Annotated in this window: 28 protein-coding genes; 14 read left to right on the top strand and 14 right to left on the bottom strand. The window is 67.5% G+C overall.

Annotation, left to right across the window (positions count from 1 at the left end; all coding sequences use genetic code 11):
• Positions 1-40: 40 nt before the first annotated feature.
• Positions 41-415, top strand: a complete 375-nt coding sequence (locus OG474_RS14200; protein WP_405062738.1) for a winged helix-turn-helix transcriptional regulator — start codon at positions 41-43, stop codon at positions 413-415.
• Between the two features lie 36 nt (positions 416-451).
• On the opposite strand, the gene OG474_RS14195 is transcribed toward OG474_RS14200, so the two are convergent.
• The 4 genes from OG474_RS14195 to OG474_RS14180 form a co-directional block, all read right to left on the bottom strand.
• The gene (locus tag OG474_RS14195) at positions 452-871 is read right to left on the bottom strand and encodes a VOC family protein (RefSeq protein ID WP_405062737.1); all 420 of its coding nucleotides are present in this window, start codon (positions 869-871) and stop codon (positions 452-454) included.
• 66 nt (positions 872-937) lie between these two features.
• Complete coding sequence (locus OG474_RS14190; protein WP_405062736.1) at positions 938-1651, bottom strand: MerR family transcriptional regulator; 714 nt, start codon at positions 1649-1651, stop codon at positions 938-940.
• A gap of 52 nt (positions 1652-1703) precedes the next feature.
• Positions 1704-3332 (bottom strand): alpha/beta hydrolase, encoded by a 1629-nt coding sequence (locus OG474_RS14185; RefSeq protein ID WP_405062735.1) that lies wholly within the window; start codon positions 3330-3332, stop codon positions 1704-1706.
• Between the two features lie 90 nt (positions 3333-3422).
• On the bottom strand, positions 3423-4469 hold the full coding sequence (locus tag OG474_RS14180) for an SIS domain-containing protein (protein WP_405062734.1): 1047 nt from the start codon (positions 4467-4469) through the stop codon (positions 3423-3425).
• Between the two features lie 112 nt (positions 4470-4581).
• On the opposite strand from OG474_RS14180, the gene OG474_RS14175 reads away from it, so the two are divergent.
• Both OG474_RS14175 and fbaA read left to right on the top strand, forming a co-directional pair.
• The gene (locus OG474_RS14175; RefSeq protein ID WP_132191951.1) at positions 4582-5301 is read left to right on the top strand and encodes a GntR family transcriptional regulator; all 720 of its coding nucleotides are present in this window, start codon (positions 4582-4584) and stop codon (positions 5299-5301) included.
• A 171-nt stretch (positions 5302-5472) separates the two neighbouring features.
• Positions 5473-6498 carry a class II fructose-bisphosphate aldolase gene (gene fbaA, locus OG474_RS14170; RefSeq protein WP_405062733.1) on the top strand — a complete coding sequence of 342 codons (1026 nt, stop codon included), beginning with the start codon at positions 5473-5475 and terminating at the stop codon, positions 6496-6498.
• Positions 6499-6597: 99 nt separating this feature from the next.
• Here fbaA and OG474_RS14165 read toward each other — a convergent pair whose 3' ends face one another.
• From OG474_RS14165 to OG474_RS14155, 3 genes are read right to left on the bottom strand one after another with little or no spacing between them, the layout of a single operon-like run.
• Entirely contained in the window at positions 6598-7548 is a 951-nt protein-coding gene (locus tag OG474_RS14165) for a type IV toxin-antitoxin system AbiEi family antitoxin domain-containing protein (protein ID WP_405062732.1), read from the bottom strand.
• Between the two features lie 19 nt (positions 7549-7567).
• On the bottom strand, positions 7568-8347 hold the full coding sequence (locus OG474_RS14160) for an N-acetyltransferase (protein ID WP_405062731.1): 780 nt from the start codon (positions 8345-8347) through the stop codon (positions 7568-7570).
• A 12-nt stretch (positions 8348-8359) separates the two neighbouring features.
• Positions 8360-8809, bottom strand: a complete 450-nt coding sequence (locus tag OG474_RS14155; RefSeq protein ID WP_405062730.1) for an HNH endonuclease — start codon at positions 8807-8809, stop codon at positions 8360-8362.
• A gap of 146 nt (positions 8810-8955) precedes the next feature.
• Here OG474_RS14155 and OG474_RS14150 point away from each other — a divergent pair, with 146 nt between their 5' ends.
• The 5 genes from OG474_RS14150 (at position 8956) to OG474_RS14130 (ending at position 12617) form a co-directional block, all read left to right on the top strand.
• Positions 8956-9363, top strand: coding sequence for a DUF3151 domain-containing protein (locus OG474_RS14150; protein ID WP_405062729.1), 408 nt, complete (start codon positions 8956-8958; stop codon positions 9361-9363).
• Between the two features lie 43 nt (positions 9364-9406).
• Entirely contained in the window at positions 9407-10153 is a 747-nt protein-coding gene (locus OG474_RS14145; protein ID WP_405062728.1) for a 2-phosphosulfolactate phosphatase, read from the top strand.
• 151 nt (positions 10154-10304) lie between these two features.
• A complete protein-coding gene (locus tag OG474_RS14140; RefSeq protein ID WP_405062727.1) occupies positions 10305-11519 on the top strand; it encodes an MFS transporter in 1215 nt (404 codons plus the stop codon).
• Positions 11520-11605: 86 nt separating this feature from the next.
• Entirely contained in the window at positions 11606-12244 is a 639-nt protein-coding gene (locus OG474_RS14135) for a DUF433 domain-containing protein (RefSeq protein ID WP_405062726.1), read from the top strand.
• Positions 12222-12617 (top strand): hypothetical protein, encoded by a 396-nt coding sequence (locus OG474_RS14130; RefSeq protein WP_405062725.1) that lies wholly within the window; start codon positions 12222-12224, stop codon positions 12615-12617. Before OG474_RS14135 ends, OG474_RS14130 begins: the two co-directional genes overlap by 23 nt.
• Before the next feature lie 10 nt (positions 12618-12627).
• Here OG474_RS14130 and OG474_RS14125 read toward each other — a convergent pair whose 3' ends face one another.
• The 6 genes from OG474_RS14125 to OG474_RS14100 all read right to left on the bottom strand — a co-directional run bounded on the left by OG474_RS14125 (position 12628) and on the right by OG474_RS14100 (position 19060).
• On the bottom strand, positions 12628-13458 hold the full coding sequence (locus tag OG474_RS14125; RefSeq protein WP_405062724.1) for a discoidin domain-containing protein: 831 nt from the start codon (positions 13456-13458) through the stop codon (positions 12628-12630).
• Positions 13455-15056, bottom strand: a complete 1602-nt coding sequence (locus OG474_RS14120; protein WP_405062723.1) for an alkaline phosphatase D family protein — start codon at positions 15054-15056, stop codon at positions 13455-13457. Before OG474_RS14120 ends, OG474_RS14125 begins: the two co-directional genes overlap by 4 nt.
• A gap of 3 nt (positions 15057-15059) precedes the next feature.
• Complete coding sequence (locus OG474_RS14115) at positions 15060-15887, bottom strand: carbohydrate ABC transporter permease (RefSeq protein WP_405062722.1); 828 nt, start codon at positions 15885-15887, stop codon at positions 15060-15062.
• The gene (locus tag OG474_RS14110; protein WP_405062721.1) at positions 15884-16786 is read right to left on the bottom strand and encodes a carbohydrate ABC transporter permease; all 903 of its coding nucleotides are present in this window, start codon (positions 16784-16786) and stop codon (positions 15884-15886) included. The genes OG474_RS14115 and OG474_RS14110 overlap by 4 nt, the downstream gene beginning before the upstream one ends.
• The gene (locus tag OG474_RS14105; RefSeq protein WP_405062720.1) at positions 16783-18069 is read right to left on the bottom strand and encodes an ABC transporter substrate-binding protein; all 1287 of its coding nucleotides are present in this window, start codon (positions 18067-18069) and stop codon (positions 16783-16785) included. Before OG474_RS14105 ends, OG474_RS14110 begins: the two co-directional genes overlap by 4 nt.
• Positions 18070-18241: 172 nt before the next feature.
• The gene (locus OG474_RS14100) at positions 18242-19060 is read right to left on the bottom strand and encodes a DUF6597 domain-containing transcriptional factor (RefSeq protein WP_405062719.1); all 819 of its coding nucleotides are present in this window, start codon (positions 19058-19060) and stop codon (positions 18242-18244) included.
• Positions 19061-19117: 57 nt separating this feature from the next.
• Here OG474_RS14100 and OG474_RS14095 point away from each other — a divergent pair, with 57 nt between their 5' ends.
• The 5 genes from OG474_RS14095 to OG474_RS14075 all read left to right on the top strand — a co-directional run bounded on the left by OG474_RS14095 (position 19118) and on the right by OG474_RS14075 (position 24011).
• Entirely contained in the window at positions 19118-19618 is a 501-nt protein-coding gene (locus OG474_RS14095; protein WP_405062718.1) for a VOC family protein, read from the top strand.
• Positions 19619-19673: 55 nt separating this feature from the next.
• On the top strand, positions 19674-20408 hold the full coding sequence (locus OG474_RS14090; protein ID WP_405062717.1) for a class I SAM-dependent methyltransferase: 735 nt from the start codon (positions 19674-19676) through the stop codon (positions 20406-20408).
• Between the two features lie 366 nt (positions 20409-20774).
• Complete coding sequence (locus OG474_RS14085) at positions 20775-22055, top strand: adenylosuccinate synthase (protein ID WP_405062716.1); 1281 nt, start codon at positions 20775-20777, stop codon at positions 22053-22055.
• A gap of 841 nt (positions 22056-22896) precedes the next feature.
• Positions 22897-23181, top strand: coding sequence for a PadR family transcriptional regulator (locus OG474_RS14080; protein WP_405062715.1), 285 nt, complete (start codon positions 22897-22899; stop codon positions 23179-23181).
• A 2-nt stretch (positions 23182-23183) separates the two neighbouring features.
• Positions 23184-24011 (top strand): hypothetical protein, encoded by an 828-nt coding sequence (locus tag OG474_RS14075; RefSeq protein WP_405062714.1) that lies wholly within the window; start codon positions 23184-23186, stop codon positions 24009-24011.
• Between the two features lie 10 nt (positions 24012-24021).
• Here the strand turns inward: OG474_RS14075 and OG474_RS14070 are convergent, their stop codons facing one another.
• Complete coding sequence (locus OG474_RS14070) at positions 24022-26055, bottom strand: protein kinase domain-containing protein (protein WP_405062713.1); 2034 nt, start codon at positions 26053-26055, stop codon at positions 24022-24024.
• 116 nt (positions 26056-26171) lie between these two features.
• On the opposite strand from OG474_RS14070, the gene OG474_RS14065 reads away from it, so the two are divergent.
• Entirely contained in the window at positions 26172-26492 is a 321-nt protein-coding gene (locus OG474_RS14065) for a DUF1330 domain-containing protein (protein ID WP_405062712.1), read from the top strand.
• The last annotated feature ends 21 nt before the right edge of the window (positions 26493-26513 follow it).

The following is a 26513-nucleotide window of genomic DNA, read 5'->3' as shown; positions in this document are numbered from 1 at the left end:
CTTCAAGTACCTGGTTCCTGTGACGAACTACACTGGCCAGGTGAGTGAGGACATCGAGTACGACGTGTTCTCCGCCGCCTGCCCGTCCCGGCCGGTGCTCGAGGACGTGACCGGCCGCTGGGGAGCACTGGCGCTCGGAGCGCTGGCCGACGGCCCCATGCGCTTCAACGAGCTCCGCCGGCACGTCGACGGAGTCAGTCAGAAGATGCTGGCCCAGTCCCTGCAGGCCCTCGAACGCGACGGCCTGGTGCTCCGGGATGTCCAGTCGACCTTTCCGTTGAAGGTCGAGTACAGCTTGACTCCGACCGGCGCCGTACTGGCCGGCAAACTGCTGGATCTGATCGGCTACCTGACCACGAGCATGCCGGGGATCCTCGACGCCCAGTCCGCGTACGACGAGGCCCACGCCGACTGACGCTGGGTCAGTGGACGTGGGCCTCGGGGTGCTGTGTCAGGAGCGCGTCGACTCGACGATCTCCAGGTAGTGCGGGTTGTTCATGATGCCGATCAGGTTGCCGAACGGGTCGACCACCGACGCGGTCCGGAAGCCGGTGTTGTTGCCTCGCTCAACGATTCCCTCGTTGACGGTGGCGCCGAGCTCGACCAGGCGGGCGAGGGTTGCTTCGAGGTCGTCGACCTGCCAGTTGAGGATCGCCCCGGCCGGTCCGCCGTCCACCTTGTGCGGTGCGAACTTGGCGTTGATGATGCCCAGCTCGGCCTGGAAGTCCCCGAACCGGAACTCGACGTACACCGGCTCCTCGGCCGACGGCACCGCGAAGTACGCCTCGGTGCCGAGGAACTCCGCGTACCAGTCCCGAGCCGCCTTGACGTCCTCCGCGTAGAAGCTCACGGTCGCCATGCCTCGCAACATCTGCCCACACCCTCTCGCTGTTCTGATGTCTCTACTCTCCCAGCAGAAGAGGACAGGTTCTGTCCGCTACTTCCGAAGATTCCGGATTCGCTGCAGGACATCGAGTTGCGCCGAGTTGTACACGTCGTTCATGGCCAAGTCGATCGTTCGGCCGACATGTTGCGACCCACCAGGAGCGGCGGCCCGGGCCTGCTGCAGCTCGGGGAACTCGGCGCGGATCTCCGCGAAGTGCGCCCCGAGCCGGACGACCAGGTCGGCGCGCCTGCTCTCGTCCGCATCCGGCGGCAGCTGGTCGAACTCGCCGACCGCGGGATCCTCGGCGTACTCGACCAGGAATCGCTTCCATGCCTTGAGCCCTTCCGGTCCGAGGAGGCGGGCCTGGACGACCAGCAGGGCGCGGTCGTTCGCGGACATCTTGCCGACCAAGGGCGCCCACTCGGCCGGAAGGTCGGTCGGCCAGCCGTGCTCGAGCATCGGAGCCAACTCGGCGCGGAGTCGTTGCAGTCGCTCGATCCCGGCGGCGAGCTCGGCATCGAGGTGGCGCAGCGTCTGCTCGGGGTGTTCGGAGGTGTCACCGAGCTCGGCGATCTGCGCCAACGACAGGCCCAGCTCGGTGAGCCGGCGGATCCGCAGCAGCCTGGTCAGCTCGGCTACGCCGTAGTGCTTGTAGCCGTTGGAGGTTCGTTCGGGCTCTGTGAGCAGACCGAGCTTGTGATAGTGCCGGACCGCCTTGACGGTCGTCCCGGCGAGCTCGGCGACCTGACGGGTGCTCCACGCCATGGAAGCGATCTTCCCATGGCGTGGAGTGTTTCCGGCCAGGGTCAGCTGCCCATTAGCTGGCGCAGCGCAGGTCGTGCTTCGGGCGCTTCCCGTCGACGAGGAAGGCCGTTGCCACGTTCAGGACGCAGGCGTTGCCGCCGTAGACGTAGGCTCCGTGGCCACCCTGATCGACGCTGACCAATCGGGATCGGTCCCCGAACGCCTTGCGTAGCAGGACTCCGCCGACATGCGGAGTCGCTGGGTCGCGCAGGTTCTGCAGGATCAAGATGTTCGCCGGACCCTTGGTGCTGATCGTGGCCGGCGGCTCGCTCGGGGCATGCGGCCAGAACGCGCACGGGTTGATGTTGGCGCCCGCCGCACCGAACAGCGGGTACCGCTGCCGAGCATCCTTGACGTCGCGCTGGTAGGTGGCCAGGTCGCGCGGCCAGGCCGAGTCGTTGCAGACCACAGCCAGATACGCCGAGATTGCGTTGTCGTACGGCGACGGCGTACCCGCTGACTGGGTTGTCGGGGCAGCTGCGGGCCGGGCGCCGAGCACGGGGTCGGCGGCCAGCGCTTTGGGTGCTGGCAGTGTCGATGCTCCGGGCTTCTGGCCGGTTGGGGTGAAGCTCTTCAGGCCCTGCCAGAGCTGGGCGGCGTGGGGGAAGTCGTGATCGGCGTAGAGGCTGGCGAAGACCGTGATCCGGAAGGTGGCACCGTCGTACCCGAGGACTGGTTTCGTCTCGAGCTGCTTGGCGAAGGCGAGGAAGTTCCGGCGGACTTCGGTCGGCGTCCGGCCGAGACCGTACGCCGTGCTCCGGGCCGCCGCGAACTTGGCGAAGTCGGGGAACCGTTGCTCGGCGCCGAGCCCGAAGCGGAGCTGGCTCTCCCGAGTGAGCACGGTGCTACCGGAGTTGCTGTCGAGCACGATCCGGTCGGTGCGCTCGGGGAAGAGTGAGGCGTACGTCGCGCCCAGCGCCGTACCGTAGGAGCCGCCGAAGTAGCTGAGCTTCTCCTCGCCCAGAGCGGCCCTGATGGTGTCCATGTCCCGCGCGGTGTTCGCGGTCGACATGAATCGGAGACGTCCGTCGTGATCGTTCGCGGCGCACTGATCGGAGACGCCCTTCACCACGGTCGCCCATTGGGTGACCGCTGCCGCATTTGCCGGGTACGGCGGGACGTTGCCGGCGTACGCCTGATCGCTGGTGAAGCCACAGCTGACGGGAGCGGAGTGGCCGACGCCGCGTGGATCCATCCCGACCAGGTCGTAGCTGTCGAGCACGCTGCCCGGAATGCCGAGCGTGACCAGCTCGGCCGGCATCGACAGCCCTTCGCCGCCAGGGCCGCCGGGGTTGGTCAGCAGGACTCCGCGCCGGGCCGGGTTGATGCTGGCGACGCGGGACACCATGATGTCGATGGTCGCTCCGCCGGGCTTCGCGTAGTCGAGCGGCACCGGAACCTTCGCACACTCCATCGGCGCGGCCGGGAACTTCGCCGTCGTATCCGCCGGGCAGGCACCCCACACCACCTTCGACCCCGCCGACGACTTGGCCGGTGCCATTGCCGATGACCTTGCCGGTGCCGACGTGTTGGTCTGTGCCGGGCTGGTCCCGGCGGCGGTGCTGGTGGCTGGCACCAGCACCGATCCGGTCGCCAGGATCGCGAGCCCCCAGCCCGCGATCGCCTTGCGTCCCCGTCCCATGGCGTCTCTCCTCCGTTGCTCGAATGCTTCCGAGCACCATCTGAAACCGTGGCCTTAGGGCACGGTCAAACCGGAGAGACGCGGGGTGTTTCAGTCCGTCTGGGTGACCTTGCGCAGACCGCGCGGGGCGTCGGGGTCGAGGCCGAGCTTGCGGGCCAGCGCCTCGATCGCGCGCTGGGCCGGGATGACGAGCGCCAGCGGGGCCAGGGTCTCGGGGAGATCCGGGCCGGGCAGGTTCACGTCGCAGCGGGAGGCGAAGGTCGGGTCGCCGCCGATGCCGAGGATCTTGCTGCCCTTCTCGCGGACGAGGCCGGCCAGCTCGGTCATGCCGGGCAGCGCCGGGCCCTCGCCGGCCGCGACCAGGATGGTGACCAGGTCGGCGTCGACGACCGCGATCGGGCCGTGCTTCAGGTCGGCGTACGAGAGACCCCGGACCGGCTGGAGACAGGTCTCCTCGAGCTTGAGCGCGACCTCGAGCGTGGTCCCGAAGGTCAGGCCACGGCCACTGGCCAGGACGTCGTGCGCACCGGCCAGCAGCGCGGCGGCCTCCTCGACCGAACCCTCGAGCATCTTCGCGGCCGCGTCCGGAACCCGGGCGATATCGGCGTCCAGCGTGCCCGGCTTCTGCGCGAGCGCGTCGACGACGACTGTGATCGCGGCCAGCTGGGTGGTGTAGGTCTTGGTCGCCGGGACCGCGAGCTCCTTGCCGGCCTGGGTGATCAGGGCGACATCGGCGGTCGAGGCGAGCTGGCTGTCGCCGTCGTTGGTGATGCCGACCACCGCGGCGCCGTTGCGCTTGGCCCACTCCGCGGTCTCGACGATCTCCTGGGTCGCTCCGGACTGGCTCACCGCCACGACCAGCGAGTTCGACAGGTCGAGGTTGGCGCCGTACAGCGTCGCGACCGACGGAGCGGCCAGCGCGGCCTGGCGGCCGGCGTGGATCTCGGTCAGGTAGCGGCCGTAGACGCTCGCGTTGTCGGACGACCCCCGGGCCACGAAGATGACGTTGCGGCGACCCGCGGCGAGCCGCGTGATGTCGTGCCGCAGCGGGAGAACATGCTCGAACGTCGCGGCCAGGGCGGCCGGCTGTTCGGCGATCTCCCGCGCCATCTGGGTTGCCGGGGCGGGGACAGACACCACTGCGATCACTGGTCCTATCTGGTCTTAACAGGTATGCTGCGCACGATAGCAGTGAGCGGCGTCCCGGGGCACCCCCGAGTCCCGCCCAGGTCTGGAGGATCGAGTTTCGATGGTGGCGACGAAGCGGGCCCAGGTCCGATCGGTGCTGGAACGGCTGATCGATGTCGAGCTGCACCCCGGGGATCCGATCCCCTCGGAGCGGGCCCTGGTGGACAAGCTGAACGTCTCCCGGGTGACCGTGCGGCAGGCGATCAGCGACCTGGTCGAGTCCGGCGCGCTGGAGCGGGTGCACGGCAAGGGCACCTTCGTCACCGGCCCACAGGTCGACTCCCAGCTGCACCTCACCTCGTTCTCCCGGGAGATGCGGGCGCGGGGGCTGGAGCCCGGCACGGTGGTGCTGTCGGCCACCGAGATCGAGGCCTCCGACGAGACCGCGAAGGGGCTGCGGGTCCCCAAGGGCACCAAGGTGATCCGGGTCGAGCGGCTGCGCACGGCCGACGCCTCGCCGATGGCCTACGAGGTCGGCTTCTATCCGTCCGCGCTCTTCCCCGGCCTGCTCGGCCGCGAGCTCGGCACTCTGTACGACGTCTTCGCCAGCGAGTACGACGTCGTCGTCACCTCGGGTGAGCAGACCGTCCGGGCGGACAACGCCGACGGTCACGTCGCCCGGGTTCTCGGCGTGGCCAGGCGGGCACCCCTGCTGGTCCTCGAGCGCACCACCTTCGCCGGCCGCAAGGTCGTCGAGCTGTCCTGGTCGGCCTACCGGGCCGACCGCTACCGGCTGCACATGGCGCTGACCCCCCGCGGCCCGCGGTCCGGGTCGGCCTGAAAGCTGTAACAAACTGGATCGGTCCTGTTCATCAACTGGTCTGTTCGTCTGCCGTTCGCTCCCCGGCCACCTGGCCGGCTCGGCAGGCAGGCCGCCGGGCACGACGAAGTGCCCGCCGGTGATACTGGAGCTCAACCCACATGAACTTTGCTGTGAGGAGTACCGCGAGACATGCCTATTGCCACCCCTGAGGTCTACGCAGAGATGCTGGACAAGGCCAAGCAGAACCGCTTCGCCTACCCGGCCATCAACGTCAGCTCCTCGCAGACGCTGATCGCCGCCCTGCGCGGTTTCGCCGAGGCGGGCTCGGACGGCATCGTCCAGGTCTCCACCGGCGGCGCCGAGTACCTGTCCGGCTCGACGGTGAAGAACATGGTCACCGGCTCGGTCGCGCTGGCGGCCTACGCGCACGAGGTCGCCAAGAACTTCCCGGTGAACATCGCGCTGCACACCGACCACTGCCCCAAGGACAAGCTGGACGGCTTCGTCCGGCCGCTGCTGGAGATCTCCGCGGAGCGCGTCGCCCGCGGCGAGAACCCGCTGTTCCAGTCGCACATGTGGGACGGCTCGGCCGTGCCGCTGGACGAGAACCTGGAGATCGCCAAGGACCTGCTGGCCAAGGCCGCGGCGGCGAAGATCGTGCTGGAGATCGAGGTCGGTGTCGTCGGTGGCGAGGAGGACGGTGTCGCCAACGAGATCAACGACAAGCTCTACACCACGGTCGAGGACGGCCTGGCGACGGTCGAGGCGCTCGGCGCCGGTGAGCACGGTCGCTACCTGACCGCGCTGACCTTCGGCAACGTGCACGGCGTCTACAAGCCCGGCTCGGTCAAGCTGCGCCCGGAGATCCTGAAGGAGATCCAGGACGCGGTCGGCGCCAAGATCGGCAAGGACCGCCCGTTCGACCTGGTCTTCCACGGCGGCTCCGGCTCGACCCTGGAGGAGATCCGCGCCGCGGTCGACCACGGCGTCATCAAGATGAACGTCGACACCGACACGCAGTACGCGTTCACCCGTCCGGTCGCGGCGCACATGTTCGCCAACTACGACGGCGTCCTGAAGGTCGACGGCGAGGTCGGCAACAAGAAGGCCTACGACCCGCGCGCCTGGGGCAAGGCGGCCGAGGCCGGTATGGCCGACCGGATCAAGGAAGCCTGCGAGAGCCTCCGCTCCACGGGGACGTCGCTGAACGGCTGACATCACGTTTCTCCTTCCAGGGCTTGGCTTTGAAGCAATTTCTGGTTCGAGGTAGATCTGGTTCGAGGGGCTCATCGCTGACCGCGATGGGCCCCTCGATCACATCCGGGCGAAGTCGACGTGCCGGATGTCGGTCCGGCGGGCCGCCCGGGCGAACGTGCTCGTGATGCGGTCGAGCACGACCTTCGGGTGGTCGAGGTCGGTCCAGGAGATCCAGCACCTCTCCACGGGCGGCGGACCGTCCGCGGTCGGGAGAGGGGCGGGCTGTTCCGCGTCCTCTTCCAGCTCTTCGCACCAGTAGGGAATCCGGGGCTCGAACTCGACCAGGGTGCGTTGCTCGGGGAACCAGAGGGCCGACTCCAGCTCCGGCGCTTCGACATGGGGTGGCAAGGCATCCGCCGGGGTGGGCAGCCCGGCCGCGTGGAGCGTGAACCGCAGCCGCGACTCGGCCACCGAGGCTGAACCCCGGCAGTGGGCGAAGACCCCGAGCGCCCGATCCCCGCCGTACTCGAGGAGGCCGGCGGCTCGGCGCAGGGTGCGTTTGGTGGCGAGACCGGCATACAGAGCGGCGTCGGCCAAGGCGATGGCCGGAGCTGTCGGTGCGATCGCCGCGACCTCGGCGACCGAGCGGGCCGCGGACACCATCGGCAACTTGTTCCAGATCAGTACGCCGGGACCGACCGGATCCCGAATGTGCCGATACACACTGCCGATCCGGCCGCTCCGCCCCGCGGGCGCGGTCACGTGGACGGTCGACAGGTCGAGCCCCCACACCGGCAGCGCGTGCAACACGGCCGCCGATTGATGGCTGGCGAACACCTGGCCACCGCTGGCCAGCACTGCGCGATGCACACGCCGGAGATACAGGACCTCTGGCGTCACGACCGTCAGCGCCCGCTGCTCCGCATACGTCCCGCGCCGGATCCGCCGCCACCCACCGGTCGCCAGTAAGTAGTCGATATCCGCGTCGTCATATCCACAGGCCCGGGCGTCCGCCCGGCGAAACACCCCGCCCCGAAGGCCGGCCATCACCGCAAGTTGAGGATTCATACCCAAGAAGTTGCAGCAATCAGACCCTCGATCCGCCAACAACTTTCAACCTGTGGAGAACCCAGACGTTCGGCTCGACGTACAGCGCCTGATCCTGCGCGACTGCACACCGAACCGTCGTCAGCGCTCCCGGCACCTCGAGCTCGCCGCTCGCGTCGAACGGCAACCCAGTCCACCGGCGCCACTCGGCGAGGGACCCCGCCACGACCCAGGACGCCGGCGCTACCCCGACGATCTCGCCGCCGGCCCGCGCATGCGTCCGGAGCCACGCGTCGTACGGCAGACCGTCCGGTCGCGTGCGAGCGACGTACTCGGCCATTGGTGTCCGTGGTTCGACTGACTTCTGGCTTGGGCGGACGGGGGCTTGCAGAGTGTGGTGCCCCAGGTCGGCGGCTGCTTCGCGGAGTGCGGACAGCAGCGCAGCGGCCAGACCTTGGCCTTGCAGGTGGTGGGCAACGCTGATGTTGAGCGCGCAGGTGGTGTCCGGGCGGACGCCGCTGTGCAGGTCGGCGAAGGCCCAGACGACTGCCTGCTCCCAGCCGCCGGTCGGGAGCTCCGGCCGCGCGGCGAGCTGCACGGCGTGCGCATCCCCGACGACCTGTCCGTCGGGGGTGGTGGCGATCAGGCAGGTGCTCGGGAAGGCGGTGAGGGTGCGGTGGAAGTACGCCTCGGAGACGCGGTTGTGCCGCATGAACTCCGGCCAGGGGCCGGCATCCAGGGCGGCGCCGGCCAGGTGCGGACGGTCAGCGACCGTGGTGATCTCGACCTGGTGGTGACGCCACGACCTGGAAAAGGGCATAAAAAATGCCCGTCATGTGACTATGACGAGCTCGGCTCTGGTTGGAACCCAGGGTTGCCAGAGGAGGGGCATGTTGGCCTCGCCCGGGGTCCGGTTGCCCTTGCGCTCGTTGCACGAGGCGTGGGCGGCGACCGCATTGAGCCACTCGGTGCGGCCGCCTCGGGACCTCGGTTGGACGTGGTCCATCGTGTTGGCGTTCTCGAGGCCGCAGTAGGCGCAGCGGAACTTGTCGCGGCGGAGGACCCCGTGTTTGGAGTACTTCATCCGGCCGGCGGCGTAGCGCCAGTGGGTGACGACGTAGCGGACCAGGCGCAGCACTCTGGGCACCGGAAAAGGGCCGATGTATCTCTCGCCGTGCGCCTCTTCCACCACTGCGACCTCACGGACCAGCATCCGGATGGCGTGCTGGATCGAGACGGTGTGCAGCGGCTCGTACGACGCGTTCAGGACTATGACGCTCATCCGGTGCCTCCTTCCGGCCGTAGCTGGGAACCACGGCGGTGTTGACGCAAGGGTCTCAAGCATCCGTGGCCGGTCGGTGAACGGTCAACGGATTTCGCCAGACGGTCACGTGCCGGGTCGGCGGCGTGATCGGCGAAGATGTGCTTATGGAATTGAACAATCTGCTCTCAGGCCCACCCGAGACACTACTCCCAGTGGACCCGGCCGCGGCGGAACTCGCCGCCGGGACCCCCGCGGTGGAGGCCGCGGCCAAGTTCCCGGCCTCCTCACTGGCCTGGGGGACGCTGGCTGAGGCGGCCCTCGCCGCCGGTAACACCATCGAGGCCTACGCCTACGCCCGGACCGGCTACCACCGCGGTCTGGACGCGCTCCGGCGCAACGGCTGGAAGGGCCACGGCCCCGTTCCGTGGGAGCACGAGCCGAACCGCGGCTTCCTGCGCTGCCTGGCCGTCCTCGGCAAGGCGGCCGGCATCATCGGCGAGACCGAGGAGGCCGAACGCTGCACGACCTTCCTGCGCGACTCGTCCGCGACCGCCGCGGACGCCCTGGCCTGAATCCGGTTTGCCGGGCTGGTCACCTGACGGCAGGATGCGTCGGATGACCAGCCCGTACTCCCAGCAAGGTTTCCGCGTCGGCTTCGACTGGGGTCCGGTCGGCGCCGACGTGGTCACCGGCAATCTGGTCGCCGTCGTCGACGTGCTGTCGTTCACCACCACAGTCACCGTCGCGGCCGACCTCGGCATCGACGTCTACCCCTATCGCTGGCGCGACGAGACGGCCGTCGCCTACGCCCAGCAGTACGACGCTCACCTGGCAGTCGGCCGATCCCAAGCCGGCCCCGGCGACGTGAGCCTGTCCCCGGCCACCATCCGGCAGGCGACCGGGGTCACCCGACTGGTGCTGCCGTCACCTAACGGCTCGACCATCGTGCAGCAGCTCAGCGACAGCGGCGCCACGGTCATCGCTGTCTCCCTCCGTAACCGGCTGGCTGCCGCAGCCTGGGCCAACGAGCGTCTGGCCGCCGACCCGAACCTGAAGGTCGTGGCGATCGCCGCCGGGGAACGCTGGCAGGACGGCTCGCTGAGACCAGCTGTAGAGGACCTCTGGGGTGCAGGAGCCTTCCTGAGCGCACTCGAGATCGACGGGCTGTCACCGGAGGCCCGAGCGGCGGTGGCGGCCTACGAGGCGGTGGCCGATGAGCTTCCCGCCGTGCTGCACGACTGCGCCGGCGGTCGCGAGCTCACGCAGTACGGCTATCCCGACGATGTCCGGATCGCAGCGGAGGTGGATCAGAGTCTTTCCGTGCCGGTGCTGAGAGACGGTAAGCTGAGCACGTCAATCTGAAACGATGATTTTTGCCCGTTGACAGAGCCGGCAGGCGGTGTGCGTCCCCACTTCCTGCCAACACTGGACGGTTGTAGGCGGATTCGACGGACCGGTGAAGCAGGACGCCCACGGTCTGTCCCCGCCCCGACGGGCAGCGGAAGGCCTTACCGTGCCGGCACTCACCGGACGGCTCAGCTATGCCCAAGCACTCCGCACTCCTGGGGCATGGAAGTTCTACCTCGCGGCCGCACCGGCCCGCATCGGGATCGCCATGACGGGCCTCGGCATCGTCTGGCTGGTCCACGGATCCACCAACTCGTACGCCGTCGCCGGCACCGTGACCGGCGGCTTCGCCGTCGCCGAAGCGGTGGGCGGTCCGCAGGTCGCCCGCCTCATCGACCGCTTCGGCCAGACCCGCATGCTGCCCATCATCCTGCTGACCCACGCGTTCACGATCGCGCTCCTGGTCGGTCTGACCGTCTCGCATGCACCACTCTGGGCACTCGTCACTGCGGGTGTCCTCGCTGGCTCATCACTGCCGCAACTAGGTGCACAGACCTCAGCGCGGTGGTCATACGCCTTGCGTGGCTCACCACTGCTGTCGTCTGCCTTCGCGCTCGAGGCCTTGAGTATCGGTGTGGCTTTCCTGGTTGGTCCGGCTCTGATCGGCCTGGTCAGCTCGTTGGCAAGCCCAGTGGCCGGTTCTGCGATCGCCACCGGGCTAGTGTTGGCAGGCGGATTCACACTGGCCGCACAGCGTCGTACAGCACCCCCGCCTGTCGAACGTGGCCAGCAGGTGAGCTCAAGTCACTTGCTACACAAGCGATTCCTCGCGCTGGTTGCCACCACCACTGGCATTGGACTGTTCTTCGGCAGCATGCAGGTGTCGGTCACTGCGTATGCCGTCGAGCGTGGAACCCCAGCCCTGGCAGGTCCGCTGTACAGCATCACCAGCCTGGTCAGTCTGTTCGCCGGACTCATCTATGGCGCCAGACGATGGCGCATGGCAACAGAGAGCCAGCTCGTCCTCGCGCTGGCCGTCCTGACCATCGCCTCAGTGCCTCTGCTTGTCGTCAACGCGCCGTGGGCTGTCGGAGTTGCCTTGGCCTTGCCAGGACTGGCGATCGCGCCCTACCAGACCCTCTCCGCAGTAATGACCGAGTCGTCCGTGGAGCCGACCGTACTGACCCAGGCCTTCACCTGGATGAACTCAGGAAGCGCCGCCGGCATCGCCCTCGGCGCAGCCCTGGCCGGCCGGATCGTCGACGCCCAGAGCCCCCACCACGGCTTCGCCGTCGCACTACTCGCCGCGCTCTTTTCGGTGCTGATGGCCATCGTGGTCGGATCGGCCAGGGCCTTGAAGCCTGCTGACGGCCGCCGTTGAGGTGACTTGACGTATTTTGTCGACGAGGTCTGCGACACTTTGTGTAGAAGGCTCGAGCGTTCGGACGTAGTGAGAGGAGCGCGCCAATGCTGGACACCTATGAGACACCGCTCCTCACGGCGCGAGAGGCGGCGAGGTATCTCAAGATGCCGGAGTCGACCCTCGACAGTTGGCTGGTGGGTGGGGCGCGGCCGTCGCTGGTGCACGCGGTTCATCCTGAACGTCGTGGATGGCCACGGGTTCCCTTCGTCGGGATCATCGAGGCCTATGTCCTGCGGACGCTCCGTGAGCTGGGATTCTCGATGCCGGAGATCCGCCGGGCGGCGGATCTGGTCCGGTCCGAGTTCGACGACCCTTACGCGTTGGCAAGCGAGCGAATTGCCAGTGACGGAGTCGGACTGTTCGTTCGCGTCGCGGATGAGTCTCTCGTCCACGCCCGCGATCGTCAGGTTGCGTTCTCCGAGGTCATCGCGGAGTACTTGACCTACATCAGCTGGGACTCGGCCGGCAGCCCAGCGCGGCTGCGCCTGCCGCAGTACCCAGCTCAGGCAGAGGTGGTCATCGATCCGAGGTTCGGATGGGGCGCACCGGTACTGGCGAAGAGCAAGGTGCCAGTCGATTCGCTGGTTTCCCTGTGGCGAACCGGAGAATCGATCAGCCTTGTTGCCGAGGAGTTCGACCTGCCCGCGAACGTAGTTGAAGATGTGCTCCGCCAAGCTGCCTGAGTACTTCTTCGATCGCAGTCTCGGTAAGGCCTCGGCAGCCCTCCTTCGGGAGCGCGGCTGGGTGATCCATCTGATCGCTGACTTCTACGAACATGATGCTGCCGACGTCGCCGACGAGCAGTGGATCGCCGAGGGGTGTTCGCGAGGCTGGCTGTTGCTCACGAAGGATCAGCGGATCCGCTACCGGGAGCACGAGTTGAGCGCGTTGGCGGCCGGTCACCTGTTCTGCCTCGGCTCCGGGAATCTGTCCCTTGCCGACATGGCTCAGCGCTTCGTCGAAGCGGAGCGGGCGATGGTGAACGCAAGCCGACGACGCTCCGTCGGATTCTGGCACGTCCATGCGGGAGGCAGAATCAAGCTGATGTGGCCATGACGGTGCGCGACTAACCTCCGTAGGCCTCTAGTTCTACGATTCTTGAGTAGGTTGGGCCTTCGTTGCCGGCCAGGGTGCGGATTCTTAGTGCGGTGGCCAGTACGGGGGTGAAGGTGGAGGACTTTAGGCCTGCAGTGTTGGCTCGGACTTCGGCGACGGTCTGCCAGTTGCCGGCGACCTGGGCTTGGACGTCCCAGTCCTTCAGGCCGTAGCCGGCTGCGGGGTACTGCTTGGAGTTGAGGGTGTAGAGGTCGACTCGGCCGACGGTCTGCGGTTGGTCGAAGGTCACTTGGAGCCAGTCGGGGAAGGTGCCTTTGGTGGCGTCGTTCCAGCCGGTGGTCTTGGCCCAGTGCTCGGAGTATCGGTCACCGTCGACTGCGCCACAGGCTGGGTACACCGGGAGGTGTTCGCTGGACGCTGTGACTGGCACGTAGCGAGCGAGGTTGCCGGTCGTGTTGATCGGCGGCTCGCCTACCTGCACCGGGAGCGTGAGCTTCCGGTTGCCGGCCTTGACGGTGATCGAGTAGCTGCCCGGTGCGGTACTCCGCGGTGCGTTGACGGTGATCGGGACTTTCAGCGTGTAGCCGGGCGGCAGGTAGCTCGACACCAGCTTGCGCGACAGGGTGAGCGACGTACCGGCATCAAGGAACGCATCGGCGTACACAGCTGTCTTTCCGGTGTTGCCGAAGCGCAACTCGAAGCCCGCCTTCGAACACGGCGCCGGTGTCACCGCGACCTGGGCTACATCGGCCGTGAGGGTCAACGACTGCCGATCCGTGCTTCCAGGAGCAACCGCACCCAGAACCACCGCAGCCAGTACGACGATCGCGCGCATCCTCATCGAGCTGCCTCCACTGTGTTCAGACCGGGGTTGCCGGCCTCGACCACGAACGAATGGATGGTGGAGATCGGTGCGCCGGGCCGGTCGATGTAGGGCACCGCCCGGAAGTCGATGCGCAGTTCCCGCTCGTCGAACCGAAGCACGGAGTAGCCCCGCTTCTCGTTGACCAGCTTCAGATGTGGGTTCGCGGCCAGGAACTTCTCGCCGTTGGCCGAGACGTCGACGCCATTGCCGCCACTGCTGAAGGAGGTCGGCACGACCTCCACCCCGTAGGTCTGGGAGGACGGATCGGCGAAGTCGCGCTTCATGTCCATCGCGTAGCCCGCGTGCACATCGCCGGTGAGGACGACCGGGTTGCGGTGCCGGTTCGCAGCGAGGCCGTCGAGCATCACCTTCTGCTCGGCGCCGTACCCGTCCCAGGCATCCATGTTGTAGAGGTCCGCCGGGGTCGGGTCGAGATCCATCCGGCTCATGATCACCTGGTTGGCGAGCACGTTCCAGGTAGCGCGCGAGCGCTGCAGACCGGCCAGGAACCACTGTGCCTGCTGCTGTCCCGCCAACACTCGCGCCGGATCGCGGCGGGCGTCGGAGTCCGCCTTCCAGCCGTCACCGGCGGCCTGGTCCGAGCGGTACTGCCGAGTGTCCAGCACACTCAGCTCGGCAAGCCTGCCGAAGGTGAGTCGGCGGTAGAGCAAGTAGTCGGGTCCCTGTGGGGCCGGTCCGCGCAGCGGCAGGTGTTCCCAGTACGCGCGGTACGCGTTGGCACGCCGTACGAGGAAGTCTTCGACCGGAGCGTTGTTCTTGGACGTCAGTCCGGCGTAGTTGTCCTGTACTTCGTGGTCGTCCCAGGTGGTGATCCAGGGAGCGTTCAGATGGGCCGCCTGCAGGTTCGGGTCCGACTTGTAGAGCGCGTACTGCAGGCGGTAGCGGTCGAGGGTGTCTGCCTCGGTGCGGAACTGGTCCGGCACCGGATCGGTCAGATTGCGCAGTCCGCCAGCCGCTGCGATGCCGTACTCGTAGATGTAGTCGCCGAGGAACACCACCGCGTCGACGTCCTCGTCTGCGAGATGTCCCTGGGCCGTGTAGTACCCGTCGGGCCAGGACTGGCAGGAGCTCACGCCAAGCGTCAGGTGCCCGCCGCGCTGACCAGGCGCGGGCGCCGTACGGGTGCGGCCGGTCTGGCTGAGATAGCCGTCGACGCGGAAGCGATACCAGTAGTGGCGGCCGGGCTGCAGTCCCCGTACGTCGACATGCACACTGTGCGCGAACTCCGGCCGAGCGGTGGCGTGGCCGCTGCGCACGATCTTGCGGAAGTGTTCGTCAGCAGCGACCTGCCAGTCGACACCGACCTTCCGGTACGGCGCTCCGCCCAGCGGCTCGAACGGACGCGGCGCCAGGCGGGTCCAGATCACGACCGCATCGGGCAGCGGGTCGCCGGACGCGACGCCGAGTGCGAACGGGCTGCCGGTCAGTCGGCCCGAAGGCTTCAGAGCGGAGCCCGGCAGGTTGGTACCGAACGCCACCGCGGTGGCGGCGCCGGTGAGGGTGAGGAACCGGCGTCGGGCCAGCCTCACCGCGGGTCTCAGATCTTCGGTCACCGGTTATCCCTTCAGACCACTGGAGAAGCCACGGATGACATAGCGCTGCAGGACCAGGAAGACGAGCAGGATCGGCAGGGCGGCGAGCACCAGCCCGGCCGCGACCAGCCCGTAGTCGGAGGTGTATTCGTTGACGAAGGCAAAGATCCGGACCGGCACGGTCTCGCGGCCGGAGCCGCCCAGGTAGAGCAACGGGGTGAAGAAGTCGTTCCAGATGTGCACGGCGTTGAGGATCAGCACGGTGCCGGTGATCGGCCGCAACAGCGGGAAAATCACGTGCCGGAAGGCCTGCAGGTGCGAGGCTCCGTCGATCAGCGCCGCGTTGGTGTAGTCGGCCGGCAGGGACCGGATGAAACCCGTGTAGAGGAACACGGTGAAGGGCAGCTGGATCCCGGTGTAGAAGAGGATCATGCCCTGGTAGGTGCCGAGCAGACCCAGGTCGTTGACGAGCTGGTACAGCGGAATCATGCCGAGCTGGAACGGCAGGATGATCCCCACCAGGAACAGGATGTAGAGGCTGTAGCTCAGCCGGGAGGCCCGGCGCGCGAGGAAGTAGGCCGCCAGTGAGCCGAGCACGATCAGCGCAAGCACGCTGGACACCGTGATCAGCGTGCTGTTGAGCAGCGCCGAGCCGAGTGACGCCGACTGCCAAGCCGTACCGAAGCTGTCCACCGATGGTGGGTCGGGCGGCGACAGCGGTGCGTTCGCGATCTGCTCGGGATCCTTGAACGCCAGCGTGACGAGCGCGTAGACGGGGAACAGAAAGGCGATGGCGACCGCCACCATCACGAGCTCCAGGACGAAAGTGCGCGGCCGGTACGCCGTCCTCATGCGGCCGTCTCCCTCGAACGCAGGTAGCCGATCTGGACGAAGGACACCGCCGCGACGAAGATCGCCAGCACCAGCGCGACAGCGGTGCTGTAGCCGAACTTGCCGAACACGAACGCCTGTTTGTAGAGCACGGTCGACAAGGTGTCGGTGGCGTAGCCGGGACCACCGTTCGTCATCGCGATGATCTGCGTGAACAACGTCAGTCCACCGACCGTGGACAGCATCACGTTGATCGTCACGGCCGGTGCCAACAGCGGCCAGGTGATGTGCCGGAACCGGGCAACCGTTCCGGCGCCGTCCACCATGGCCGACTCGTGCAGCTCGGGCGGCACGCCTTCCAACCCGGCCAGGAAAATCACCATCGAGTAGCCGGCGCACTGCCAGATCACGGTGAAGGCGACCGACCAGATTGCCAGCGACGGGTTCCCCAACCAGTCCTGCCGCAGTGAGCCCAGGCCGACCGCCCCGAGTGCAGCGTTGAGCCCGGCGTCGGGTGCCGGGTTGTAGACGTACTTCCACAAGAACGACACCATCACTGGACTGACCACGACCGGCGCGAAGAAGATCACCCGCAGCACCATCCGGCTCTTGATGGTGGTGTGGACCCCGAGAGCCAGCAACAACCCCAGACCGTTCTGCACCACCACGATCGCGACGGTGAGCAGCAGTGTGTTGCGTAGCGCACCCAGCGCCTGGTCGTCATGGAGCAACTGCTCGAAGTTGGCCAGGCCGACGAATGACCGTTCCTCTCCGACACCGGACCAGTCGGTGAAGGCCGACCCGGCGCCGGCCAGGCTCGGGTAGAGCATGATCACCGCGTAGACCAGCAACGCCGGTACCGCGAACAACCAGGGCGGCGCGATTCCGCCCCGCCCGCCAAACCGTCGTACCGGCGTCATGCTGTCTTCCGGTAGGCCTCGTCCATCTTCTTCAGAGCGCCGTCGACCGTGGTCCTGCCGCCGAGAAGCTCTTGTACGACGGCGAAGTGGGTGGGCTGGACCTCGGCGTTCGGCCAGCGCTGGTCCATGAACGGGACCGCCTTGTTGTCCGCGAGATAGGGCAGGAAGGGCTTCAGGACCGGATCGACCTTGGCCGCGCCGTCGGAGTACAAGGGCACGCAGGCGACCGCTTCGGACCAGGCGCTGACGACCTCCGGTTGCCCGCAGAACTCGATGAACTTGCGGGCCTGTTCGGCCTTCTTGCTCTTCGCGCTGACCGCGATCCCGACCACGATGCCGCCGGGGATCCAGTTGTCCGCGACGGTGTCGGTCGCCGGGAAGGGGAACATCCCGAGGTCGTCCGGCTTCGGCGCTGCGGCGCGATAAGCCTGCAGGACAGCCGAGACCTGGACGGCCATCGCCGCCTTGCCGGTGCCGACCATCGAGGTGGCCTGCTCGTACGTCGTACCGTTGGGGTTGGCGTTGAAGTAGCCGCGCTTCTGCAGCTCCAGGTACTTGTTCATCGCGTCGGCCCAGCCCGAGCCCGCGAAGCTCGCCGAGCCCGCCGCCATCTTGTCGTCGAAGTCGGGCTGCTTGGCGTAGACCGTGCCGGGGACCAAGGCGTAGTTGATCAGCTGCGTCACCCATGGGGTCTGCGCACCGAGCGCCAGTGGCACGATGCCCTTCTTCTTCAAGGCTTCGCACACTGTCAGCAGCTCGCTCCAAGTCGTCGGCGGCTGCACCCCGGCGGCGGCGAAGGCCGGCTTGTTGTAGATCGCACCGAGCACGCTGGTGCCTGGCGAGAAGATGTAGGTCTTGCCGTCCTGCTGATAGGCGCCTTTGAACCCGGTGGGGATCTTCTGCGTCCAGGCCTGGTCGCTCAGGTCCGCGAGCAGATTCGCCTTGCTGAGTTGGACCATCGACATCGCGCTGCCGTTGCCGGGGTAGACCGCGTGCAGGTCCGGGGCGTTGCCGGCCGCCAACTGCGCCCGCAGCGAGGTCTGCAGCTGATCGGCGGGTGAGAACGACAGGTTGAAGTCGAAGTCGGCGTTCTTCGCCTTGTACTCCTCCAGCGCCTTGCGAAGGCCGGCTTCCTGACTGCCCGCGCCGATCACCTTCAGCCGGCCGCCGCCGCTTCCGGACGAACCGTTCCCGCAGGCCGCGAGCGCGCCGACAGCTGCCGCACCGCCCATCAGTTGCAGGAGTCTGCGGCGGGGCAGGGGACGCTCGAATACGGATGCCACGGTTCCTCCTGAGCTCCGGAAATACCGTCGAATGACGTGAATTCACCGGGAAGAAGTGTTAACTACTCACGCCGGGCACGGTACGGACGCCGCGGAGCGGGTGTCAAGAGCTCCGCGACCTTGTTTGAAAGGATTCATCCGCCGTTGTGCCAGGGCGGGCGAGGTGCGCCTGTCAGCGGTGGCTGATCTGGGCGCCGAGGGCGGCCCGGACCGCGTACTCGGCCGGTGTCAGGCCGATCTGCTGCTTGAACTCTTTCGAGAAATGGGCCTGGTCGAAGTACCCGAGCGCGGCCGACAGCCCGGCGAGCTCGGTGACTTCGCCGCGGGCCAGCAGCTCGGCGCCGTCGTGCAGCCGGTACCGACGGAGGACCCACTTGGGCCCGACTCCGACGTACCGACGGAAGAGGCGTTGCAGGGTCCGGATCGGTACGTCGAAGCGCTCGGTGACCTCGTCGACCCGGGCCAGCGAGCGGTCCGTGGCCATGGCGGTGACGATGTCGCGGACGAGCTCGTACGACGGGTCCGGCGGCGACAGGTGATCACGGAGGAACGCCTCGAACACGGCGCGACGCCGTACGTCGGACTCCTCGGCGAACACGAGATCCGCCAGCCGATCGCCATCGGGGAAGACTGCGGAGATCGGCAGCACCTGGTCGCTCAGCGAACCGACATCCAGCCCGGTGATCGCGCCGAATCCACCAGCCCAGAACTTCGCTCCGAACACGCGGCCGCGGCCGGTGAGCTGTCGCTCGAACTTGCGCGTGTAGACGCCGTTCACGAACGCACCGCCGGGCTGCTCGAAGGTGACGTTCACGCTGGGGAACGGCAGCACCTCGGCGGTGTAGGGCTCGTCCAGATCCCACTCGACGATCCAGTACCACTCCACGAAGCGTTCGGCGCCGGGACCGGGAGCGAGCCGGCTCAGCGTGCGGTGCCGGGCCTGCTCGCGGGGATGCAGGATGCCCTTCTCGCTGTCTTCGGGCTGGCGCATGGGTGGCTGTCGCTTTCTTACAAGACCGGTCGGGTGGTCGGCGGGTTGACTAACAGCATGACGACGGACACCGACAAAAACAGCGTAGTCAACCCCATCCCCGACGGTTATCACTCGCTCACGCCGTACCTGGCGGTGCCGGACGGGGCGAAGGCGATCGCCTTCTACCAGGAGGTGTTCGGGGCGCAGGTGATCAGCAGGCAGGACCTGCCGGACGGTCGGGTCGGCCAGGCCGAGCTGCTGATCGGGAACTCGATGCTGCAGCTCAGCGACCAGATGCCGCAGCTCGGGCTGCAGGCGCCGAACGGTGAGTGGGTGCACTCGTCGCTGGTGCACTACGTGCCGGACGTGGACGCGACGTGCGCGAAGGCGATCGCGGCCGGGGCGAAGCCGGTGGAGGAGGTGCAGACCTTCATGACCGGGGACCGGTTCGGGTCGCTGATCGATCCGTTCGGCCACCGCTGGGCGATCCTGACGAAGGTCGAGGACGTGTCCCGCGAAGAGGCCGACCGGCGGGTGCAGGAATGGCTCGGCTCGAACCCGGAAGGTATCGGCTGATTGCACGATCGGGCAATTTCGGAAGGCCGCCGGAATTGCTGCGTATCGTCGAAGAATGTCGACCGACTGGAATTTGCTCGAGGTTGCCGAGAGCTACGAGGACTACGAGCCGGTCCGCGAACGGGCCTTCGCCTGGGCGGCTCTGTTCGAGCAGGCCGGCCTCGCTGAGCCCGGGTGCCGCACCGTGCTCGACTACGGGGCCGGGACCGGCCGGGTTGCCGCGGAGATCCTGCGGGGCCATGACGTTTCGGTGATCGCCGCCGACCGGTCGCCGAGCATGCTGAAGGTCGCCCGGAGCAAGCGCCAGGACCCGCGGATCTCGTACCAGGTGATCGGCGACGACCAGCGGCTCGAGCTGCCGGACGACGGGATCGACGCGGCGATCTCGAGTTTCGTCTTCGTCTGTATTCCGGACGCCGAAATCATTCAGAACATTGTTTCCGAGGTCTACCGGGTGCTGCGTCCGGGGGCGACCTACGCGGTGCTCGACGTTAATCCGGATTCGATCGGTGTGCCTTTCGAGATCGGCCGGTACGGCGAGGCCGGGCGCGCGTACGCAGCGGGCGAGGCGATCGAGATGCGACTGGCCAGGCCGGGTGCGGAGCCGGTCAGTCTGGTCGACTACCACTGGCCGAAGGACGCGCAGCTGGACCGGTTGCGCGCGGCCGGATTCCGCGAGGTCGGGCTGGTCGAGCCGACGCTACCGGCGGACTACGGCGGGCCCGATCAGGACCGGATGCCCGTGGAGCGGACGTCCCCGCCGTACGTGATCTATGTGGCCCGGAAGTAGTCGGCGAGCCAGGGCATAAGACTGCTTCCTCAAGGAAATGAGACTGCTTCCTCAAAGGAAATGAGGAAGCGGCCCGCCGGAACCGTCCCCTGCGGCAGTTTCGGCGGGCCGCTGACTAAGAGTGTGCACGTGATCACGGAAATTGGCAACCCGTTACGTGATGAAACACTTACTTGAAGTGGTCGTTCCAGAGGTTCCAACGATGAACTCAGCGAGTGGACCGGGTTCCGGTAAGCTTCGGTCGTAAGAGCCTGGGTGCGTTGCCGCGTGAATTGGCGGTGAACGTCTCCGGGCTTCACCGTTTCCAGCGTCCGGCTGCCGCACGTCGTGAGGGCCGCGGGCCGGCGCGTGAAGAGGAGGGCTGAGATGCCCGCAATCGTGCTCGTCGGCGCCCAGTGGGGCGATGAGGGCAAGGGTAAGGCGACCGATCTGCTCGGCAACACGGGCGAGGTCATCGACTACGTGGTGAAGTTCAACGGCGGCAACAACGCCGGCCACACGGTCGTGATCGGCAGCGAGAAGTACGCGCTGCACCTGCTGCCGAGCGGCATCCTGACACCCGGGGTGACGCCGGTGATCGGCAACGGGGTCGTCGTCGACCTCGGTGTGCTGTTCGAGGAGCTGGACGCGCTGCAGGCGCGTGGCGTCGACACGTCCCGGTTGGTGATCAGTGCGAGCGCGCACCTGATCCCGCCGTACAACCGCACGCTGGACAAGGTGGCCGAGCGGTTCCTCGGCAGCCGCAAGATCGGAACCACGGGCCGCGGTATCGGGCCGACGTACGCCGACAAGATGAACCGGATCGGCATCCGCGTCCAGGACCTGTACGACGAGAAGATCCTGGAGCAGAAGGTCGCCGGGGCGCTGGAGCAGAAGAACCAGCTGCTGGTGAAGGTCTACAACCGGCGAGCGGTCGAGATCCGCGAGGTCCTCGACGAACTGCTCTCGTACGCCGAGCGCCTCCGCCCGATGGTGGCCGACACCAGCCTGCTGCTGAACAAGGCGCTCGACGACGGCAAGACCGTGCTGATGGAGGCCGGCCAGGCGACACTCCTGGACGTCGACCACGGCACCTACCCCTTCGTCACCTCGTCGAACGCGATCTCCGCCGGCGCCTGCACAGGCACCGGCATCCCGCCGACCCGCATCGACCGCGTGATGGCGGTCGTCAAGGCCTACACGACCCGCGTCGGCGAAGGCCCGTTCCCGACCGAGCTGCTCGACGCCGACGGCGAGTGGCTGCGGCAGCAGGGCTTCGAGTTCGGTACGACGACCGGTCGCCCACGCCGCTGTGGCTGGTACGACACGGTGATCGCCCGCTACGCGGCCCGCGTGAACGGCGTCTCCGACTTCGTCCTCACCAAGGTCGACACCCTCACCGGCCGCGAGAAGATCCCGGTCTGCGTCGCGTACGAGGTCAACGGCGTCCGCCACGACGAGATGCCGATGACCCAGACCGACTTCCACCACGCCACCCCCATCTACGAAGAGTTCGACGGCTGGTCCGAAGACATCACCGGTTGCCGCACCTTCGAAGACCTCCCCAAGCAGGCCCAGTCCTACGTCCGCGCCGTCGAATCCCTCAGCGGCGCCCGCATCTCCGCCATCGGCGTAGGCCCCGAACGCTCCCAAATGGTCCAACTCTGACCTCCCGTCGGCTGCCCATCCCGGGCAGCCGACACACGCCTCGGCCGGCATGCTGGTCGCCCAAAGAGCCCCACCCTTGTGCACGCCGCGCATCTTTGGGAGCCCACCAACCGTTCCAGGCCCGCCGAAATGGTTGGTGGCTTCCCAAAGTGGGTCTTCGTGCCCAAAGAGCAGCCCACCCACCTTTGGGCGCGGGGATCATCTTTGGGAGCCCACCAACCGTTCCAGGCCCGCCGAAATGGTTGGTGGCTTCCCAAAGTGGGTGTTCGTGCCCAAAGAGCGGCGGGGAGTGGTGGGGTGGGTCGACCCCCGGTTGGCCGGGTTCTGTGCGTCTTTGCGGGGATCTGCTGTCTCTCAGCGGCAGTAGCTCCCCGCAAAGCCAAAGATCCGGCCACCCGATCTGCCCAGCAGCAACCCCCGCGGCGGATCACCTACCCGACCTCCTCACCACCAGCCCAGCCGCAGCCCGTCAGCCACAAGCGACGGGAACCGCGGTCGCCGACCGCACCATCCCCCTCAGCCACAGACCGCCCCAGCCACCCGTCTCCGTAAATCCGGCCGCAGCGGCGACCAGCCACCGCGTACGTCGCCGGCCGAATCCGAGCGGACGGACGGGACGAGCGCCCTCGGGACGGCGGGGTTCCTGGCCAGGCAAAGTCCTCAGCCACCGCGACCGATCACCTGCCGCGATCGCGCTCCCCGAATCAGGCTTGTGTCGGAACGTTCGTGTAGCTAGTCTGAAATCAGATTAGTTGGGAATCCGGAGTAGCGGGAGGCGGTAGTAGTGGGCGACTCGTCGTCGGGTTGGCTGCGGGGAACGGTGGAGTTGGTAGTAGGGGCTGTGCTGGTTGAGGGGGAGCTGCACGGCTACGCGTTGATTCAGCGGATCGCTGAGCTGGGGCTGGGGGACATCAAGGCGGGCGCGCTGTATCCGGTGCTCGGCCGGATGGAGAACGGCGGGCTGATCGAGGCGAACTGGGTCGCCGGCCAAGGCGGTCCGGGTCGGAAGGTCTATCGGCTGACCGACGCGGGACGCGAGCGGGTGCGTGCCGACGCGGCGCTGTGGCACGACTTTTCGGGGGCGATGGAGCGTCTGATCACACAGACGGAGAGGGCAGGGAGATGAGCATGGTGAGCGGGGACGTGGACAAGGACGCAGTCGTTTGGGATGCGCGGGTGCGGTTGAAGCTCGCAGGCGGCGGTGTCAGTAGGCAGACGGCCGACGAGGTTCTGGCTGAGGTCGCACAGCACTGCGCGGACAGTGGTGAGACGGCGCGGGCAGCATTCGGTGATCCCGATCAGTTCGCGATCACAGTTATCCAGGAACGGCAGTCGCCGGCGGAGCGGGCGGATATCGACCGGTTCGGCTACAACAGTGCTGAGCGCAGGTCCGAGACGATTGCCCAGGTGGGCTTGTCCTTCACGGTGATCGGCGTCTTCCTGTGGATCGCCGAAGGGCTGATGCTGTCGGTGACAGTCGCCGGAGGCATCGGTTGGGTGCTGTTCATCGCGGCGAGCGTCCGGGCCAAGTACGTCGTGCACACGATGCGCGGGGATGGTCGTCGTACCGGCGTGTTGGTGCGGGCGTGGTGCGAGGCGCTCGGCCTCGGCGTCACTGCCGCACTGGCCTTCACTTTGCTTCCCACCAACAGCATTGGCCGGTTTCCGACGCCAGTCCTGGTCGGGGTCGGCCTTGCGCTGCTGGGCTGGGCGTTTGTCCGCGATGACACCGAGCCCGCTCCGGCCAACGAGGACGAGGCGTGGCTGGTCGAGCTGAGGGCGCTGCTGGTCGGCAGGCACGGCGTACCGCGTCGGAGGGTCCAGGCGTTGATTGCTGAGACCGAGGCGCACCTCAACGATGCGAAGCGCTCGCCTCTGCAGGAGTTCGGTCCGGCCGATGAGTACGCCGTGACGCTGGCCGACGGCGAGCCGCGAACCCGCTGGCCGTGGCTGTGAGACAGCGGCCTTAGTTGATGCCGATGATGGGGATGTCGCGGATGAGCGGTGCGTGGCGCAGGTCGCCGAGGGTGGGGCGTTCGATGGTGGCGCCCTCGGTGGGGTTGCGGGCCCAGTCGGAGCCGGCGCCGCGCGAGGCTTCGTAGAACGTGTAGCCGCCGACGCCCAGGGCGACGATCGCTACCGCCGTCGCGAGCCAGCGCGGTCGGAAGATGTTCCGGGCAGTGATGTGCGCGCCGCGGCGCAGGGAGTTGCCGCCGGGTCCCCACCAAGCCGTGAAGAGGGCAGCCAGGCCGGCGGAGCCGAAACCGATGGCTGACAAGGGCTGCCAGTCGAGGCTGCGCGCGGTGGCGGTGACGCCGGTGACGACGCCGCCTACGATCGCACCCACTACCAGCGGCAGGATCAGACAGACCAGAGTGATCAGTCCGGCGGTCACCAGCTGCACGGGTGACGAGGCGACGGCGACGACACCGTCCGAGCGACCGGAGCGGCCGCGGACCTGGCGGCGGCGCATCAACGCCGTACTGCCGCGGTCGACTGTCCGTGCAACCACAAACAACACAATCGCCGCCAGTGCGCCCAGCAACGGGTAGAGCGCGATCAGTCCGGTCAACCCGACCATCAGTCCGACCACTACCGCCGTACGGCGTCCTGTGGCCGGAGCCCGGTGTGGTTCCACTGCCTGGCCCGGCTGCTGGTACGGCGAGACGTCCTTCGACGGAGCCTTGTACGGCGACACGTCTCTCGAGGGAGGCTGGTACGGCGCCACTGGCTGAGGCGCGTGCTGATAAGGCACCGTCACCCCAGGAGCAGCAGCAACCGGTGCCGGGCTGTAAGGCGCCGGATGTGTCATCGGTGGCGTGCCAAAGGGACCTGTCACAGGAACACCTGCAGCAGCAGTACCACCTGCAGTTGCAGCACCACCGGCAGCAGCTGCAGTGCCCGCGCCCGCTGCGGTTCCGGCGGCTGCTGCGGCGGCGGCTCTGGTGGCTTTGCGGGTGGCGGCTGCGTCTCGGACCTTGTTGGCTAGGGGGGAGAAGGCGGAGAGCGGTGGGATGACTGGGGGGACGAGGCCGGCTACCTCGGTGGGGGACGGGTCGGGGTCGACTGGGTCCGGGGTGTCAGTTGGCATCACGCGGGTCATTTGGCGCGTGGGCGGATGCATCTGGACGGTGTCGGCGACAGATGCTGTGCGTGGGGGCAGAGCGTCGCGGCCCTCGGCGTAGCGGGTGAGGCCGGTCATGATCTCGGCCTGGGTGGGACGGTCCTGTTTCTTCGGGGCCAGAGCCGCAGCCAGGAGAGTCTTGAGTCGTGGGTCCAGACCCTCAAGGTCCGCCTGGCCGGTGTGGACGCGGTGCAGGACGGCTTCGAAGGGGCCCTTGCCGAACGGGCGTCGCCCGGTGGCAGCGAAGGTCACTGTGGCCGCCCAGCCCCACCAGTCGGCGGACTCGGAGACCATCTCGCCTTCGATGAGCTCTGGTGCCAGATAGCCCGGCGTACCGATCACGAGACCGGTCTGCGTCAGCCGGAGGTCGTCGGCGGCCTGGGCGATGCCGAAGTCGATCATCACCGGCTTGCCGTTCAGCATCATCACGTTGCCGGGCTTGAGGTCGCGGTGGATCACTCCGGCGAGGTGGATCGCCTGCAGCGACTCGGCCAGGCAGCCGGCTAGCGGGAGCCACCTGCGCGGAGTCAGCGGGCCACGGTCGTCGACCTGCTCGTCCAGTGGACGGCCGGGGACGAACCGCGTCACCAGATACGGCCGCTCGGACTCCAGGTCGTGATCGAGGATGCCCGCCACACCGGGGTGGCTCACCTTCTGCAGTGTGGTGGCTTCGCGCTGCAACCGGGCGCGCGCGGTCTCGTCGTGCGCGACATGCGGCCGCAGCACCTTGAGTGCGACCTCCTGCAGATCCGGTCCCTCTGCCAGGTAGACGACACCCATGCCACCTTGACCGAGGCGGCGGATCAGCCGGTACGGACCGACGTGCTCCTCCACCTCCCCGGCGGGCCTGGAAGGCGTTCCCCCTGTGACAGACATGCCATCGACTGTACGTCGACAGCAGATCAACCATCCACGATGACGTCCGAGGTAATCGCCGAAACGACCTCCAACGCCCGAGGCTGGTGCCACCAGGAACCACCGAGGAGGCACCAGTGACGCACTATGCGATCGCCAACCTGCAGAACGTCAACGTCGGCCCGGACATCGTCGAGTACCTGGAGCGCATCGACTCCACACTCGCGCCGTACGACGGCCACTTCATCATCCACGGCAATCAGCCGGAGCCCGTGGAGGGCGAGTGGGCCGGGACCCTGATCGTGATCGCGTTTCCCGACGAAGCGAGTGCCCAGGGCTGGTACGCATCACCGGCGTACCAGGAGATCCTGCCGCTGCGCACCAAGAACTCCGACGGCGTGACGATGCTGCTGGCGGGCGTCGACCGCAGTCACCGCGCCACCGACGTACTGGGCTGACTTCGCCCAGTACGTCGGTCG

It is taken from the genome of Kribbella sp. NBC_01505, assembly GCF_045040285.1.
Lineage (GTDB): Bacteria > Actinomycetota > Actinomycetes > Propionibacteriales > Kribbellaceae > Kribbella.
This window is presented reverse-complemented; position numbering and strand designations above follow the sequence as displayed.